Genomic DNA, 15,293 nt, shown 5'->3' with positions numbered 1-15,293 from the left:
GGGTCAGCCGAGGCCGCGCGAGTCCTGCTTGAGGGCGGTGTCGACGGTCAGGGCCGTCGCCACCACCAGGCTCAGCAGCGGCTCGGGCAGCTGGTAGTGGATCTGTAGGACGTAGTTGTCCGCCGTGGTGAACATGGTCTTGGCGAGGCCTTCCCAGGTCTTGGTGATCCGGGCGACCTCGTTGTCCGCGTGGTCGACGATCGCGAAGTTCCAGGCCCGCCAGTTCTCCGCCTTGATCGCGCCGATCTGCTGGCCGTTCACCATCAGCCCGAAGTTGATCTTCCCGATCATGTTCTGCTGGACGATCTCACCCACCGGCGAACCGTCCGGACGGGACACGATCACCCGGGACTTCATGATCTTCGCGGGCCGGGTCAGCACCAACTGCGGCTGCCCGTGGGCGTCCCGGATCTCCAGCCGGTGCGTCATGAACTGGTCGAGGCTGGAGACGAAGCGCAGCGCCTTCTTCAGCGCGCTCTGGCCTATCTCGGTGACGGTGCCGATCAGATTGCCGTTCTGATCCATGACCTTGTACTCGTTGGTCAGCTCGATCAGCTTGGCCTTCTGGTTCACCACGAGGACCGGCTCGCTGAACAGGCTGCCGCCGCCGGGGCCGCCCGCGGCGACCCCGGCCTGCTGCTGCACTTGCTGTTGGACCCGCGGGTCCGGCCCCGCCTGCTGCTGGGGCACGGACTGCGGCTGCGCCTGCTGGTCCGCGTTGGTGTGCTCGGTCCACTTCGCGCCGTCCCAGTAGCGGAGGGTCTGGGGCGCTCCGTGCGGATCCGGGTACCAGCCTGCAGGTGTGTTCGAATGCGTGGTCACCGGGGCACACTACCGCGAGTGCCCCGGAATACAACCGGCTCTACGGCAGCGGTCACACCCGCCCGAGCGCCGGGTCGCTGACCCCCGGGCGGCCGTTCTCGACATGTCCGGCGAATCGCCGCAGGAAGCCCGCGTCGCCGTCCGAGGTGACCGTCAGGTCGTACCACCGCTTGCTCGCGCCGAGGTCGAAGGTGTGCCGGACGGTGGCACCCGCCCGCACCTTCACGGTCCGGGTCTTCCCGCCGTAGCCGTTGACGACCCTCAACTGCACTGTGCCGGAGCCCTTGTTGGTGAAGGTCAGCTCGACGTCGTCACCGCAGTCGCGGGCGGTGACCTCGGGTCCGGCGATCTTGCCGGGGCCCTTGAAGACGCGCAGGAAGCCGTTCGGGCCGTGCACGGTGAGGTCGTACGAGCCGTTCGAGTACGCCGAGTTCCAGGTGTCCGAGACGGTCTTGCCGGCCTCGGTGGTGTAACTCCAGGGCCCGTCCGTGCGGTTGGCGGAGGTGACCAGGAAGTTGGCGCCCGCTTTCGCGCCGGAGGCGAAGCTCAGCGTGAACTTGCCGGCCGCCGTGTCCGCCGAACCGTCCACCGCGGACGCGTACTTGAGCGGGCGGGCCGGGCGCAGTCCGCGCTCCTGCTTCGGGAGTACGGGGTTGGCGGGCGGGGTCGGGACGTAGTCGGGGTGGCGGTTCTTGTCCGGCGGCTGGTAGCCGTCGGTGTCCGGGAGCGGGACCTTCTTGACGTCCTTGTTGGAGAAGTCGAAGGCGGTGGTCAGGTCGCCGCAGATCGCGCGCCGCCACGGCGAGATGTTGGGCTCGTGGACGCCGAAGCGGCGCTCCATGAACCGGATGACCGAGGTGTGGTCGAAGGTCTCGGAGCAGACGTAACCGCCCTTGCTCCAGGGCGAGACGACGATCATCGGCACGCGCTGGCCGAGGCCGTAGGGACCCGCGGGGTGGCTGGCGTTGCCCGCGAAGAGGTCGGGGCCGACGTCGACGGTCGACTTGCCCTGCGCGGCCGAGCCCGGCGCGAACGGCGGGACCAGGTGGTCGAAGAAGCCGTCGTTCTCGTCGTAGGTGATGAACAGGGCCGTCTTCGCCCACACCTTGGGGTCGGAGGTCAGCGCGTCCAGGACCTGGGAGACGTACCAAGCTCCGTAGTTCGCGGGCCAGTTGGGGTGCTCGGTGAAGGCCTCGGGGGCGACGACCCAGGAGATCTTCGGCAGCTTGCCGCCCTTGACGTCGGCCTTCAGCTGGTCGAAGAAGCCCTCGCCCTTCGTGGCGTCGGTGCCGGTGCGGGCCTTGTCGTAGAGCGGGTCGCCGGGCTGGGCGTTCTGGAACTGCTTGAAGTAGAGCAGGGAGTTGTCGCCGTAGTTGCCGCGGTAGGCGTCCTGGATCCAGCCCCAGCCGCCGGCCGCGTCGAGGCCGTCGCCGACGTCCTGGTAGATCTTCCAGGAGACCCCGGCCTTCTCCAGGCGCTCGGGGTACGTCGTCCAGCTGTACCCGGCCTCGTCGTTGCCGAGGACGGGGCCGCCGCCCTGGCCGTCGTTGCCGGTGTAACCCGTCCACAGGTAGTAGCGGTTGGGGTCGGTCGAGCCGATGAACGAGCAGTGGTAGGCGTCGCAGATGGTGAAGGAGTCGGCGAGCGCGTAGTGGAACGGGATGTCCTCGCGGGTCAGGTACGCCATCGTCGTGGAGCCCTTGGACGGCACCCACTTGTCGTACTTGCCGCCGTCGAACGCGGCGTGCCCGTCGTTCCAGCCGTGCGGGAGGTCCTGGATGAACTGGAGGCCCAGGTCGTCCGCCTCGGGGCGGAACGGGAGGATGTCCTTCGTGCCGTCCGACTGGTACCAGACCGGTTTGCCGTCCTGCCGGGTCACGACCGGACGCGGGTCGCCGAAGCCCCGGACACCTCTGAGCGAACCGAAGTAGTGGTCGAAGGACCGGTTCTCCTGCATCAGGACGACGATGTGCTCGACGTCCTCGATGCTTCCGGAACGGTGGTTCGCCGGGAGTGCGGCGGCCCGCTCGATGCTGTTCGACAGCGCGGTGAACGCCGTTGTGGCGCCCGCGAGTTGGAGAAAGCGACGCCGGTTGACTTCGGACATGGGTGAGGCACCTCTCATCCTGACGCGCGGCCGGCCGGAACATGGCGAAATGCGCGCGGTGCGAGTGTTCCAAGAGCAACAAACGTCAGGGAAGGGTCTGGTGGCGCCCATGTGAAACTCGCCCGTACGTGCGGGGGCGGACGAGTGGGGGCGAATCGTCACGTGGTCGCGAGGGCCTCCGTCGGGGTGAGCCGGGAGGCCCTGATGGAGGGGTAGACACCCGCGGCCATCCCGATCACGACGGCGCCGCCGAAGCCACCCGCCACCGCGGGCAACGGGATCACCGGCGGCCAGCCCTGGTAGGTGGCGTAGCCGACGGTCGCCAGGACACCGAGGACGGTTCCGGCCAGGCCGCCGAGGCAGGACAGGGCCACCGACTCGGTGAGGAACTGGCCCCGGATCTGGCCCTTGTTGGCGCCCAGTGCCCGCCGCAGTCCGATCTCCTTGCGGCGTTCGAGGACCGAGATGACCATGGTGTTGGCCACGCCGATCCCGCCCACCAGCAGGGCCACCCCGGCGAGCCCGAGGAAGAGCGCGGAGAACGTCGTCTGCGTGGCGCGCTTCGCGGCGAGGGCGTCGGAGGGGCGGCTGACCTGCACCATGCCCGGCACTTCGGGGTAGATGGTCGGGGCGAGCACATTGCGGACGGCGTCGATGCCGTCCTCCCTGGCCTTGACGTAGATGACGGTCGGGTGGCCGGTGAAGCCCAGTTGGGTGCGCGCGGCGTCCCAGCCGACCAGGACCGCGCGGTCGATGTCGGGCGACAGCGGGGTCTGCGCGAGGACGCCGATGACCGTGAACCAGCGGTGGTTGATGTAGATCTGCGGGGCGGGCCGCCCCGGCACCACTCGCGCGATGCCCATCCGGGTGGCGGCCACCGAGCCGAGCACGGCCGTGGGGAACCGCTCGGTGCTCGCGCTGAGGTAACGCCCGGACTGCACCCGGGCGTTGATCGCTTTCAGCAGGTTCGTCCTGCTGGCCAGGACGGCGAGACCGGCGTAGTCGTCGGCGTCGACGCGGTCGTTGCGGAACACCTCCGCATGGGTGTTGGCGACCGCGCTGGCCACGGTGACCGGGCCGATCCGGCGGACCATGTCCACGGACTGGGGCGGGAGTTCGACCGGCGGGGTCTGGTTGGGGACCGGCATCGCCTGGAGCATGTTGGTGCCCAGCGCGGAGAGTTGGTCCATCAGCGCCTTCTGGCTGGACGCCGGGATCCCGGTCACCACGATCATCGTGGCGATGCCGATCGAGATGCCCAGCGCGGACAGTGCCGCCCGCATCCGGCGGGTGTGGATGCCGAGCAGTCCCAGGCGCAGGATGTCCAGCGGGGCCAGCCGTACCGGCCTGGTGTCGGCGACGGCCAGGGCGGCGGTCGGCTTCGGCGCGGTGGTGGTCATGACCGGCGTTCCCCCTGGATGTCGGTGAAGGTGTCTCTGTCTCTGTCTCTGTCTCTGCGGATGGCGAGGGTGTCGTCGGTGAGTTCGGCCATGTCGACGGCCTGGGTGTCTTCTCCGACGTCCTCGCCGCGGACGTCGGCGACCAGCCGCCCGTCGAGGATCTCCACCCTGCGGGGCAACTGTGCGGCGATGTCCCGGTCGTGGGTGATGATCGCGATGGTGGTGCCGTCGTCGTTCAGGGCGGTCAACAGCTCCAGTACGGCACGGCCGTTGGCGGTGTCGAGGGCGCCGGTGGGTTCGTCCGCGAGGACCAGGGCCGGGCGGTTGACCAACGCGCGGGCGATGGCGACCCGTTGGCGTTCGCCGCCGGAGAGCTGGTTCGGCAGATGCCCGGCGCGGCGCGCGAGACCCACCCGGGCCAGCGCCTCCCGGGCCAGCGGAGCGCGCTGCCGACGCGGAACTCCCGCGTAGAGCAGGCCGGTTGCCACGTTCTCGGCGGCGGTCAGTCCGTCGGTGAGGTGGAACTGCTGGAACACGAAGCCGAGTTGGCGTCCACGCAGCGCGGAAAGCCGACGGTCGGAGAGGGTCGCGACGTCGTGGCCGCCGATCTCCACGGTGCCGCTGGTCGGCCGGTCCAGGGTGCCCATGATGTTCAGCAGCGTCGACTTGCCGGACCCGGACGGGCCGACGATGGCGAGGAGTTCACCCTCCTCGATGGCGAGCGAGACCCCGTCCAGGGCCTTCACCCCGCCGGGGTACTCCATGCCCGCGTCGATCACGGCCAGGACCGGTCGGCTCCTCACGAGGCGGTCTCCACCCTCAGCCCGGCCGTGACACCGGCACCGCTGATCTCGACGAGCCCCTTGGCGAACATGCCGGTCCTCACCGCGAGCAGCCGGCCGCCGGGGAGTTGGACGGCGTAGCCGCCCTCGCTCAGCGCCAGCAGCGCGCCGACCGGTACGGCGAGCACGCCCTTGTGGCTCTCCGAGGTGAACGCCACCTGTACCGGCGCGGAGGTCAGCTTCCGGACCGCCCCGGTGTCGGGCACCGAGACGGTGACCGTGAGCTGCGCGGGGGCCGAACCACCGGTGTCGCCCTGGGAGTTGTCGGTGGCGGCGGTGGAGCCGACCACGTCGATCGTCCCCCTGACGGTGGAGTTGTCCGGCAGGGTCACCGTGACCTGGTCGCCCCGGGACATCGTGCCGACCTGGGTCGCGTCCACCGGCACGGACACCTTCTTGACGGTGGAACTGACCGTCATCAGGGCCCCGGTGGCGTCGTCGCCGCTCTGCGCCTGCACCGCGCCGACCCGCACCTCGCCGGACCGCACCACCACGTCCCCGATGCCCAGCACTCCGGTGGCGGGCATCCCGACATGGGCCTGCCAGCGCCGGACAGCGGCGATCAGCTCGGCGGTGAGCACGCCGTCGCCCTCCTTCACCTTGACCGTCGTCGCGGTGGGAGTGGGGGTGGGAGCGGGACTGGGTGCGGCGCTCGCGGAGGGGGCGGCCGTACCGTCCGATGCACCGGACGTGCCGGTGTCGGCCGGATGCTGAGTGACCCAAGTCCCCACCCCCGGCTGGACCCCGATGTCGTAGCCGAGCTTCTTCAGGTTGTCGGCGACCACCCGGACGTCGGGCCCGGTGGTGCCCCGCGCGCTCAGGGTGCGGTAGAGGGGGGTGTCGCCGTAGAGCACCGGCACGGGGACGTTGTCGACCTTGTACAGGGTGCGGCCCCGGGCGACCGTGGCTCCGGGGGCGGGGAGCCAGGTGACCAGTCCGGCCCTGGCGCCCTTGACCGGGGCCGCCTTGCTGTAGCCGAGGGTGCCGCTGAGGGTCTGGTCGTTGGAGAGGTCGGTCCTCGTCACCGTGGCGGTGCCGACCCGGGCCGAGTCGGCGGCCGTCGTGCTCGGTTTCGCGGTGCCGTCCTGCCACACGGTGACGCCGAGCGCGGTCGCCGTGACTCCGGCCAGCGCCACGGCGCCGATCTTCAGGCGGCGTATGCCGCGCCGGGGGCGGGGGGCGTCGGCGCCGGTCGTCGTCACTTGTACGCCTTCAACTGGCAGTCGTGGTCGAGCTTCGACTCCTGGGCCTGGGTCAGGGTCGTCTGTCCGTCGTAGTTCCAGCCGGAGCCGTCGGACAGGCCCTTGACCTTCAGGCCGCCGTCGTTGAGGCACCGGATGTACGCGCGGAAGTCGTCCATGTAGTGCGGGTTCTTCGCCGGGTCCAACTCCGGTGGCTGGAGCGGGAGTTTCGGGAGACAGGCCTTGCGCGCGGCGGCGGACTTCTGGTCGGATCCGCCCCCGGGGTACCACTGCTTCGAACCCGGCTTGTAGCCGCCCGGGGCACCGTGGTCGCGCAGGCAGTCGAAGTAGATGCCGGTCAGCCGGGTCTGCTCCGCCTCGGAGGTGTCCAGCCTCAGCTGCGGCCGCCCCGACTCCGCGGCGGCGCTCGCGGACGCCGTCGCGCCGCCCGCCTTCGGCGTCTCGATGGAGGCGACCCCGGTGTCCTTGGCCGCCGCCTTCCCGTCCCCGCCCGAGCCTCCGCCGCAGGCGGACAGCAGGGTCAGTGCGGCCGTCGCGGCCATGCCCGCCAGCGCGGCGGAGCGCCTTCGATGAGTGAGTTTCGACATGGCGGCACCGTGGCCGGAGCTTATGAAGATCCTGTCAGGCCGCCGTCAGACTCCTGTCTGATGTCAAGGCGGTGACCTTAGGGTGGCCGGCGTGAACGCATATGTCCTGGTGGCCGAGGACGACGTCAAACAGGCCGAGGTGATCCGCCGCTACCTGGAACGCGAGGGCCATTCCGCCCTCGTCGTGCACGACGGGCGCGCGGCGATCGACGAGGTGCGGCGCCGGCAGCCGGACCTGCTCGTCCTCGACGTGATGATGCCGTTCGTCGACGGTCTCGACGTGTGCCGGGTGCTGCGCAGGGAGTGCGATGTGCCCGTGCTGATGCTGACCGCGCGCAGCACCGAGGAGGATCTGCTGCTCGGCCTCGACCTGGGCGCCGACGACTACATGACGAAGCCGTACAGCCCGCGCGAGCTGATGGCCCGCATCCGCACCCTCCTGCGACGCACCCGGGCCACCCTCTCCGTGCACGATCCGGTGATCCGGATCGGCGCTCTCGCCGTCGACCCGGTCCGCCGTACCGTAGGCCTCGACGGACGCCAAGTGGTGTGCACGCCCGGGGAGTTCGAGATCCTCGCGGCGATGGCCGCCGAACCGGAACGGGTCTTCACCCGCCGCCAACTCCTCGCCCTGACAAGGGGGTTCGACCGCTACATCACCGAACGGACCATCGACGTGCACATCCTGAACCTGCGCAAGAAGATAGAGGCCGTGCCCCGGACACCGGCCTATCTACAGACCGTGTACGGCGTCGGCTACAAGCTCGTCGACGGCAGCCGTGCACGCTGACACGGAGAGCGGCGGCGAGGGGCGGCCCAGGACTCGGGTCCGGGCCAAAGTGCCCCTGCACAGAAGCCTGTTGGTCCGCCTGCTGGCCACCTCCGTGCTGATCGCCGTCTGTTCGGTCGCGGCCACCGCCTGGCTCGCCGCACGCACCACGAGCAGCGCCATCCAGCAGGAACAGGGCCAACTCCTCTCCTCCGACACACAGATCTACGACACCCTCGTCGGCTACGCCGCCACGCACCGGGACTGGAACGGCGTCGGCCCCACTCTGTACCGACTCGCCGAAGGCACCGGCCGCCGGATCACCCTGACCACGCAGAACCGCCGCCCGATCGCCACTTCGGCCGCCTCGGTCACCGCTCTCCCCACCCGGGCGTCGGCGGTCGTCGACCCCCTGCACACCGACTCGGCGCTGCTGCCCGACACCGCGACGGACCGCATCGACCCGCGCGCCGTCGGCCCGTACCGGCTGACCGCGGCCGAGCGGACGTCCCTGCGCGACATGGCGAAGAAGATCCGCTACTGCATGGGAGGCCCCAGCGGCATCGGCACCCTGGTCGAAGCGCCGAGCGGCCGGACCTCCCTCAAGTTCCCGGACGGCATGCTGGGCGGGACCGACAAGGAGTACGACTGCGGCGTCGACCAGCTCTCCGCTCCCGTCCGGTCCGAGATCGGGCCGCTCAACCGCCTCAACACCATGGTCAACGACTGTCTGGCGCAGCGGAACCAGCAGCCCGTGAAGGTCGCCCTCGAATTCGTCCTCAGTGTGGAGGGCGACGCATCCGCCCAGTCCTGCCTCGACACCGCCCGTCGCGACCAGCTCGCTCCCTATGTGGCACCGGCCGCGCTGCTGTTCGTCACCACCCCGGCCGGTTCGGCCGCCGCGCCCGGCTTCCGCTTCACCTCGGCCAACACCGCCCGTCTCGCCGGGGTCGCGGGTCTGGTGCTGCTGGTCACCGTGGCCGTCACCGTCGTGGTCGGCACCCGGCTGGTCCGGCCGCTGCGCGCGCTGGCCGACGCGGCCCGCCGTCCGGTGGCGGAACATCAGCGGGTGCCGGTGACGACCAACGACGAGATCGGCTTTCTCGCCGCCGCCTTCAACGACCTCTCCCAGCGCCGCGAACGCGTGGAGGGCCAGCGCAAGGCGATGGTCAGCGATGTCGCGCATGAGCTGCGCACCCCGCTGAGCACCATCCGCGGCTGGCTGGAGGCCGTGCAGGACGGCATCGCCACCTCCGACCAGGCCCTCGTGGACTCCCTGCTCGAAGAGGCGCTGCTGCTCCAGCACATCGTCGACGATCTACAGGATCTCGCGGAGGCGGACGCGGGCCAGCTGCGCGTCCACCCCGAACCGCTGCGCGTGCGCGACCTCCTCGACCAGGCCGCCACCGCCCACCAGGCCCGCGCCGACACCGCGGGGGTCTCCCTCACCACCCGCGTCGACGGCGACCCCGAGCTGTCGGGCGATCCGGTACGGCTGCGGCAGGTGGTCGGCAACCTGGTGTCCAACGCGCTACGGCACACCCCCGCGGGCGGCAGCGTCACCCTGAGCGCCCGCCGGTCCGGGGACCGGGTGACGATCGAGGTGGCCGACACCGGTACCGGCATCCCGGCCGAGGATCTGCCGCGGGTCTTCGACCGGTTCTGGCGCGCCGAGAAGTCCCGCAACCGGCGCACCGGCGGCAGCGGCCTCGGCCTGGCCATCGTCCGCCGCCTCACGGAGGCGCACGGCGGGACGGTGACGGTGGCCAGCACAGTCGGCACCGGCACGGTCTTCACCGTCCGCCTGCCGGTGTGAGCCCTCGACGAGCCTGCCGGTGTTGAGCCCTCGACGCGAACCCTTCCCTACGGCCCTCAGCGCGCGCCGGAGGGCGGTGGCAGGCGCATTCCGGCGAGGTCCGGCGGGACCGGGGTGTCGGGGCGGAAGAAGGGGGCCGCGGGGCCGTCCTGGGCGGTGGCGGGGGCGTCGGTGAGCCGGAACCGGTCGCGCAGCCTGCCGTAGAAGTCGGTGGGGCGCAGGCGGACGAGGCGGACGCGCTGCGGGGCGCGGAAGACGCCGATCCAGTCGCCGGGGTCCAGGACGCCGCGCAGTTGGCCGTCGACGCTGACGGCTGCCTGGCCGGAGTGGGGCAGCACCCGTAGGCCGACGGGTTCGTCGGGGGCGGCGACGACGCTGCGGTCGAAGGTCATGTGCGGGGCGATGGGTGTGAAGACGAGGGCGTCCATGTGGGGCGAGAGGACGGGTCCGCCGGCGGCGAAGCTGTAGGCCGTGGACCCGGTGGGGGTGGCGACGGCCAGGGCGTCGGCCGAGTAGCTCGCCAGCAGCCCGCCGGCCAGGTAGACACCGACGCTGACCTGCCGGTCGCGGGCGAGTTTCTCCAGGACGACGTCGTTGAGGGCGATGACGTCCAGCGCGCAGCCCCAGCCGCCGCCCTCCGTGGTCTCGGGTCTGACCTGCGGCGGCGGCAGCATCGGACCGCGGCCGTAGCGCAGCAGGGCCTCCATCTCCTCGGGGATGTCCAGGGGCCGGGAGGCGCGCATGGTCAGCGTCATGCGTTCCTCCACGATGGCCCGCCCCTCGTGCACGGCGTCGAGGGCGTCGCCGATGTCGCGGGCGGGGACCTCGGTGAGGAAGCCGACCTTGCCGAGGTCGACGCCGAGGACGTCGGCCCCGCTCTTGACGGCGATCCGGGCCCCGCGCAGAAAGGTGCCGTCGCCGCCGAGGGTGACGACGAGATCGGGCCTGCCCGCGGCCTCGGACTCCTCACGTCCGGCGCGGCGGTGCTGGTCCTTGGCCCACACGTCGATCTCCGTGCAGCGGACGCCGTGCGCCTCGCTCCACGCGTGCACGTCGCGTGCGGCGTCCCGGGCGGTCGCCCGGCCCTGGTGGACGACGAGACCGATACGACGTACGGGCATGGGGTCCTCCGTAAGGTCGAGCAGCCGGGTCACAGCTGTGCGGTCGCGCCCGCCTTCTTCGGCTCGGCGCCCAGCGCCCGTAGCGTCTCGAAGGCGGCCGCCGTGGGGCTCGCGGGTTCGGCCTGGTAGACGACGAGTTGCTGGTGCGGGGCGCCGTTGACGGTGAACGCGGCGAACGCGATGTGCAGGTCGCCGACGTCCGGGTGCTTGAGGTGCTTGCCCTCCTGGGACTTGGACTTGACGTCGTGCAGCTGCCAGAGGGCGGTGAACTCCTCGCTGGCGTCGGACAGTTCGGCGACCACCTCGGCGATCCGGGCCGATTCGGGATCGTGCCCGTAGGCGGCCCTGAGTTCGGCGACGCACGAGTGCGCGGCCCGCTCCCACTCCTGGTAGAACTCGCGCCCCGCCGGGTCCACGAACACATTGCGGGCGAGGTTGTCGAAGGCGTCGAACCCGCTGTGCAGCGCCGTGGCGAGGGAGTTGCCCGCGAGGATGTCGAGGGCCGGGCCGAGCACGAAGGCGGGGCTGTGCTCCCAGCCGTCCATCAACCGCAGCAGCTGCGTGCCGACTTGGGCCTCGCTCGGGCCGTGCGGGCGCTGCGAGGGCGCGAGGCAGAGGCGGTTGAGATGGTCGGCGGACTCCGCGTCCAGCTTCAGCGCCTGCGCCACCGCCTCCAGCACCTGCGGGGAGGGGCTGTTCTCGCGTCCCTGCTCCAGCCTGATGTAGTAGTCGGAGCTGACTCCGGCGAGCAGCGCGACTTCCTCCCTGCGCAGTCCTGGCACCCGGCGGCGGCCGTACTCGGGCAGACCGACGTCCTGGGGCTTGAGGGCCTCGCGACGGGCCCGGAGGAAATCACCCAAAGGGGTCCCATTGCTCATGCGGCAAGACTAAGTGTTTTTCGTTCGATGAGAAGGCCCAGTCGTCCACCGTTGCACCAGGTTCCACACGCTTCACACACAGTGATTCGTGGCCCGGCCGGCCCTCTCCCGCCACCCGGGGAGCCATGGTCCTGGGTGCGACGCACCCACCGTCGACCGACCTTCTCCGGGTGTTTTCCGCCTAGCCTCGACGGTATGGACAATGACACGCGCCCCGACCCGGTGGAAGGACTGGGTCGCTTCCTCCGCTCCCGCAGGGAACGCGTCAGCCCCGCCGACGCGGGACTGCCCGGCTCCGGCCGCCGCAGGGTCCCCGGACTGCGGCGCGACGAGGTCGCGGCGCTCGCGGGGGTCAGTCCGGGCTACTACGGCCGGCTGGAGCAGGGCCGTGAACTCAGCCCATCGGTAAGGGTGTTGGAGGCGATGGCCCGTGCGTTGCGGCTCGGGGACGAGGACCGGCGGGAGCTGTTCCGCCTCGCCCGGCCCACGACCCGGCGTACGAAGTCACCGGTGCGGGTCGAGCGGGTCCGCCCGCATCTGCGGCAGCTGATCGAGAGCTGGACCAGGACACCGGCCTTCGTCATCGGCCACGCCCAGGACCTGCTGGCCACCAACGCCCTGACCGACGCGCTCTACGGCGACTTCGCCCAGCGGGACAACGTGCTGCGGATGCTGTTCCTGGACCCGGCGGCGAAGACGTTCTACCGCAACGCGGAGCGGGCCAAGGACCGTGCGGTCGCCGACCTCCAGCAGACCGCCGCGAGCACTCCCGAGGATCCCCGCATCCTGGAGCTCGTCGGTGAACTGTCCGTGCGCAGCGGCGAGTTCCGCTCACTGTGGGCCCGTGAGTACACCCGGGTCCCGCCGTACGAGGTGAAACGGATGCGGCATTCCGTGGTGGGGGAACTGGAGTTGCGGCACGAGGCCCTCACCATCCGCAGCGCGCCTGGGCAGCAACTCATCATTCTCCAGGCGGAGTCGGACTCCCCGTCGGCGGACGCCCTGGCCCTGCTCGGGTCGCTCAGCGCGCCCGGGGTACCGCACCAGCAGAATCCGGCGCGGGACGCCCAATAAAAGCGCGGCCCATTGCCGCGTTCGCTGTTACTGGGAATTCCGCTCGACAGCCTCCAGTATTCGGTCCAGCATCTCACCGAAAAGGCGCACCTCGTCAGGATCCAGCGGATCGAATACGAGCCGCCGTACATTTTCCGCGTGCGCGGGTGCGGCGGCCTCGATCGCTTCCCGGCCCTTTTCCGTCAGCCGCACCATGGAGCCGCGGGCGTCGTCGGCGCAGGCCTCGCGGGTGACGAGTCCGCGCTTCTCCATGCGGCTGATCTGGTGGGACAACCGGCTACGCTCCCAGTCGACCTCGGCGCCGAGGTCCCGTGCGCGCAGCACACCCTCGGCGGACTCGGACAGGGGCGCGAGGAGCGCGTAGTCGGCCGCCGAGAGGCCCGAATCCCGCTGGAGTTGCTGGTCCTGGGCCCGTTGCAGGGTGCGGCGCAGGGTCCGGTACTTCGCCCAGACCTCGGCCTGGTCGGGGGTGAGCCATCGGGGTTCGGACATGCCGTCACCGTACCAGCTTGTTGACATGTCACCGACTTCGCGGTTCGGCACCCGTTCCTGGGTGTGGGACTCCCAGGAAAACCGCTGCCTTCATAGCTCCCCGGCGAAGGGACAGACTCATTTGCGTCAACAGGAAATCCCCCCACGAGGGGAAGCGACGAAAGAGGTTTTTCCCATGGCTACGTGGTTTGTCACCGGCGCCTCCCGTGGAATCGGCGCGGAAATCGCCCGGGCCGCACTGGCGGGCGGTAACAATGTCGTGGTCGCCGTACGGAATCCGGAGCGGGTGCCCGACGACCTGAAGAAGTCCGACAACGTGTTCGCGGTGGCCCTGGACGTCACGGACAACGACAGCATCCCGCGGGCGGTCGAGGCCGCCGTGGAGCGCTTCGGCGGTATCGACGTCCTGGTGAACAACGCCGGCCGCGGTCTGCTCGGCGCGCTGGAGGAGATCAGCGACGCGGAGGCCCGCTCGCTGTTCGACCTCAATGTGTTCGGCCTGATCAACGTGACCCGCGCCGTCCTGCCCGTGATGCGTGAGCAGGGTTCGGGCAGGCTCGTGCACATCGGTTCCCGCTCGGGCTTCGAGGGCGAGCCCGGTGTCAGTCTGTACTCCGCGTCGAAGTTCGCGGTCGCGGGGATCAGCGAGGCGCTCTCCGCGGAGCTGGCGCCGTTCGGCATCCAGTCGATGGTGGTCGAACCGGGCGTGTTCCGCACCGACTTCCTCGACGCCAGCTCGCTCTCGGTGGCCGCGAACCGTATCGCCGACTACGACGACACCCCGGCCCACGTGACGCTGGACTGGATCGACCGGGCCAACCACGCCCAGCTCGGCGACCCGGTGCGCGGCGCCGCGCTCATCGTCGAGGTCACCGGCACCGAGAAGCTGCCCACCCACCTCTACCTCGGCCGCGACACGTTGGAGCGCCTGGAGGTCAAGTACCGGCAGGTGCAGGACGACCTGGTCCCGTGGCGCGAGAAGTCCGCGGCCACCGCGCACGACGACGTCGCCTGACACACCGTCAAACACCCACTCCCGTAAACGCTTTCTCGCACAGAGATCGAGGTCTTGTGATGTCCGCTTCCGCCCTGCTCACCGGTACCCCGCTGGCCGGCCGCGTCGCCGTCGTCTCCGGCGCCTCCAGCGGCATGGGTGCCGTCACCGCCGAACGGCTCGCCGAACTCGGTGCCACCGTCGTGGTGTTGGCCCGCCGCAAGGAGCGGCTGGACAGCCTGGTGAAGAACATCGAGGCCACCGGCGGCACCGCGTTCGCCCTGGCCGTCGACGTCACCGACCGGGCCGCCGTCCAGACCGCCGCCGACCAGGTCGCCGAGCGCTTCGGCAAGGCCGACCTGGTGTTCAACAACGCCGGTGTCCAACTCATCTCCGGTATCGAGGAGTTGAAGGTCGACGACTGGCAGCGGCAGATCGACCTCAACATCAGCGGGCTGATGCACGTGATCGCCGCGTTCCTCCCCCACCTGACGGAGTCCGCAGCCGCGGGCAGGTCGGCCGACCTGATCAACACCTCGTCGATCGCGGCCACCCGCATCCTGACCAAGTTCTCGATCTACTCCGGCACCAAGGCCTACATCAGCCATCTCACCCGGCTGCTGCGGGTCGAACTCGGCCCGAAGATGGTCCGCGTGGCCACCATCGAGCCCGGCATGGTCGACACCGAACTCCCCGACCACGTCACGGACGCCGACGCGTCGAAGCTGATGGCCGACCTCATCCACGACATCGACGTCCTCCAGAGCGCCGACATCGCCGAGACCGTCGCCTTCATGGCCGCCGTACCGCGCCACGTCAACCTGACCGAGATCACCATCCTGCCCACCGCGCAGGCCATCTGAGATCGGCCCCGCCGGGGCGGGGGAGGAACGGCACTTGGACCGTTCCTCCCCCGCCCCAGCGGCATTGGTTGACACGACAACAAGTATGGTGTTTTGTTGACACGTCAACGAGGACAGCGAAATCCCGGCAGCCCGGAGGCCCGACATGAACATCACGGTGATCGGACGAGGACACGTCGGCGGCGGCCTGGCCCGGCTGTGGGAGAAAGCGGGACACCAGGTCAGGACGCTGGGCCGGGACGGCGGCGACGCCTCGGACGCGGACGTGGTGGTCGTGGCCGTCCCCGGCGGCCTCATCACCGAGGCACTCGCCGGCGTCACCGGGC

14 protein-coding genes are annotated in these 15,293 nt (G+C 70.4%); 5 read left to right on the top strand and 9 right to left on the bottom strand.

From position 1 onward, the window contains the following. Window positions 1-3: 3 nt before the first annotated feature. The 6 genes from ACWIHT_RS14360 to ACWIHT_RS14335 all read right to left on the bottom strand — a co-directional run bounded on the left by ACWIHT_RS14360 (window position 4) and on the right by ACWIHT_RS14335 (window position 6,960). The gene (locus tag ACWIHT_RS14360) at window positions 4-822 is read right to left on the bottom strand and encodes a phospholipid scramblase-related protein (protein ID WP_456167898.1); all 819 of its coding nucleotides are present in this window, start codon (window positions 820-822) and stop codon (window positions 4-6) included. Between the two features lie 52 nt (window positions 823-874). Then, window positions 875-2,929, bottom strand: a complete 2,055-nt coding sequence (locus ACWIHT_RS14355; protein WP_456167896.1) for a phosphocholine-specific phospholipase C — start codon at window positions 2,927-2,929, stop codon at window positions 875-877. A gap of 158 nt (window positions 2,930-3,087) precedes the next feature. Next, entirely contained in the window at window positions 3,088-4,329 is a 1,242-nt protein-coding gene (locus tag ACWIHT_RS14350; protein WP_456167894.1) for an ABC transporter permease, read from the bottom strand. After that, window positions 4,326-5,093 carry an ABC transporter ATP-binding protein gene (locus ACWIHT_RS14345; RefSeq protein WP_456168031.1) on the bottom strand — a complete coding sequence of 256 codons (768 nt, stop codon included), beginning with the start codon at window positions 5,091-5,093 and terminating at the stop codon, window positions 4,326-4,328. Before ACWIHT_RS14345 ends, ACWIHT_RS14350 begins: the two co-directional genes overlap by 4 nt. Window positions 5,094-5,128: 35 nt before the next feature. Further along, window positions 5,129-6,373 carry a hypothetical protein gene (locus tag ACWIHT_RS14340; protein WP_456167892.1) on the bottom strand — a complete coding sequence of 415 codons (1,245 nt, stop codon included), beginning with the start codon at window positions 6,371-6,373 and terminating at the stop codon, window positions 5,129-5,131. Further along, on the bottom strand, window positions 6,370-6,960 hold the full coding sequence (locus tag ACWIHT_RS14335) for a hypothetical protein (protein ID WP_456167890.1): 591 nt from the start codon (window positions 6,958-6,960) through the stop codon (window positions 6,370-6,372). The genes ACWIHT_RS14340 and ACWIHT_RS14335 overlap by 4 nt, the downstream gene beginning before the upstream one ends. 91 nt (window positions 6,961-7,051) lie before the next feature. Here ACWIHT_RS14335 and ACWIHT_RS14330 point away from each other — a divergent pair, with 91 nt between their 5' ends. Both ACWIHT_RS14330 and ACWIHT_RS14325 read left to right on the top strand, forming a co-directional pair. After that, the gene (locus ACWIHT_RS14330) at window positions 7,052-7,750 is read left to right on the top strand and encodes a response regulator transcription factor (RefSeq protein WP_456167888.1); all 699 of its coding nucleotides are present in this window, start codon (window positions 7,052-7,054) and stop codon (window positions 7,748-7,750) included. Between the two features lie 49 nt (window positions 7,751-7,799). Continuing rightward, window positions 7,800-9,545 (top strand): sensor histidine kinase, encoded by a 1,746-nt coding sequence (locus tag ACWIHT_RS14325; protein WP_456167886.1) that lies wholly within the window; start codon window positions 7,800-7,802, stop codon window positions 9,543-9,545. A gap of 56 nt (window positions 9,546-9,601) precedes the next feature. On the opposite strand, the gene ACWIHT_RS14320 is transcribed toward ACWIHT_RS14325, so the two are convergent. Then, on the bottom strand, window positions 9,602-10,666 hold the full coding sequence (locus ACWIHT_RS14320; RefSeq protein WP_456167884.1) for an NAD(+)/NADH kinase: 1,065 nt from the start codon (window positions 10,664-10,666) through the stop codon (window positions 9,602-9,604). Window positions 10,667-10,695: 29 nt separating this feature from the next. Then, window positions 10,696-11,544: a helix-turn-helix transcriptional regulator gene (locus ACWIHT_RS14315; protein WP_456167882.1), complete on the bottom strand. Its 849-nt coding sequence runs from the start codon at window positions 11,542-11,544 to the stop codon at window positions 10,696-10,698. 195 nt (window positions 11,545-11,739) lie between these two features. Here ACWIHT_RS14315 and ACWIHT_RS14310 point away from each other — a divergent pair, with 195 nt between their 5' ends. Beyond that, the gene (locus tag ACWIHT_RS14310) at window positions 11,740-12,618 is read left to right on the top strand and encodes a helix-turn-helix transcriptional regulator (RefSeq protein WP_456167880.1); all 879 of its coding nucleotides are present in this window, start codon (window positions 11,740-11,742) and stop codon (window positions 12,616-12,618) included. 27 nt (window positions 12,619-12,645) lie between these two features. Here ACWIHT_RS14310 and ACWIHT_RS14305 read toward each other — a convergent pair whose 3' ends face one another. Then, window positions 12,646-13,110 (bottom strand): MarR family winged helix-turn-helix transcriptional regulator, encoded by a 465-nt coding sequence (locus tag ACWIHT_RS14305; protein ID WP_456167878.1) that lies wholly within the window; start codon window positions 13,108-13,110, stop codon window positions 12,646-12,648. A gap of 175 nt (window positions 13,111-13,285) precedes the next feature. Between ACWIHT_RS14305 and ACWIHT_RS14300 the strand changes: the two genes are divergently transcribed. Both ACWIHT_RS14300 and ACWIHT_RS14295 read left to right on the top strand, forming a co-directional pair. After that, window positions 13,286-14,125 carry an SDR family NAD(P)-dependent oxidoreductase gene (locus ACWIHT_RS14300; protein WP_456167876.1) on the top strand — a complete coding sequence of 280 codons (840 nt, stop codon included), beginning with the start codon at window positions 13,286-13,288 and terminating at the stop codon, window positions 14,123-14,125. 59 nt (window positions 14,126-14,184) lie between these two features. Then, entirely contained in the window at window positions 14,185-14,967 is a 783-nt protein-coding gene (locus ACWIHT_RS14295; RefSeq protein WP_456167874.1) for an SDR family oxidoreductase, read from the top strand. Window positions 14,968-15,293 lie beyond the last annotated feature (326 nt).

It is taken from the genome of Streptomyces sp. NPDC002276 (genome assembly GCF_053891435.1).
This window is presented reverse-complemented; position numbering and strand designations above follow the sequence as displayed.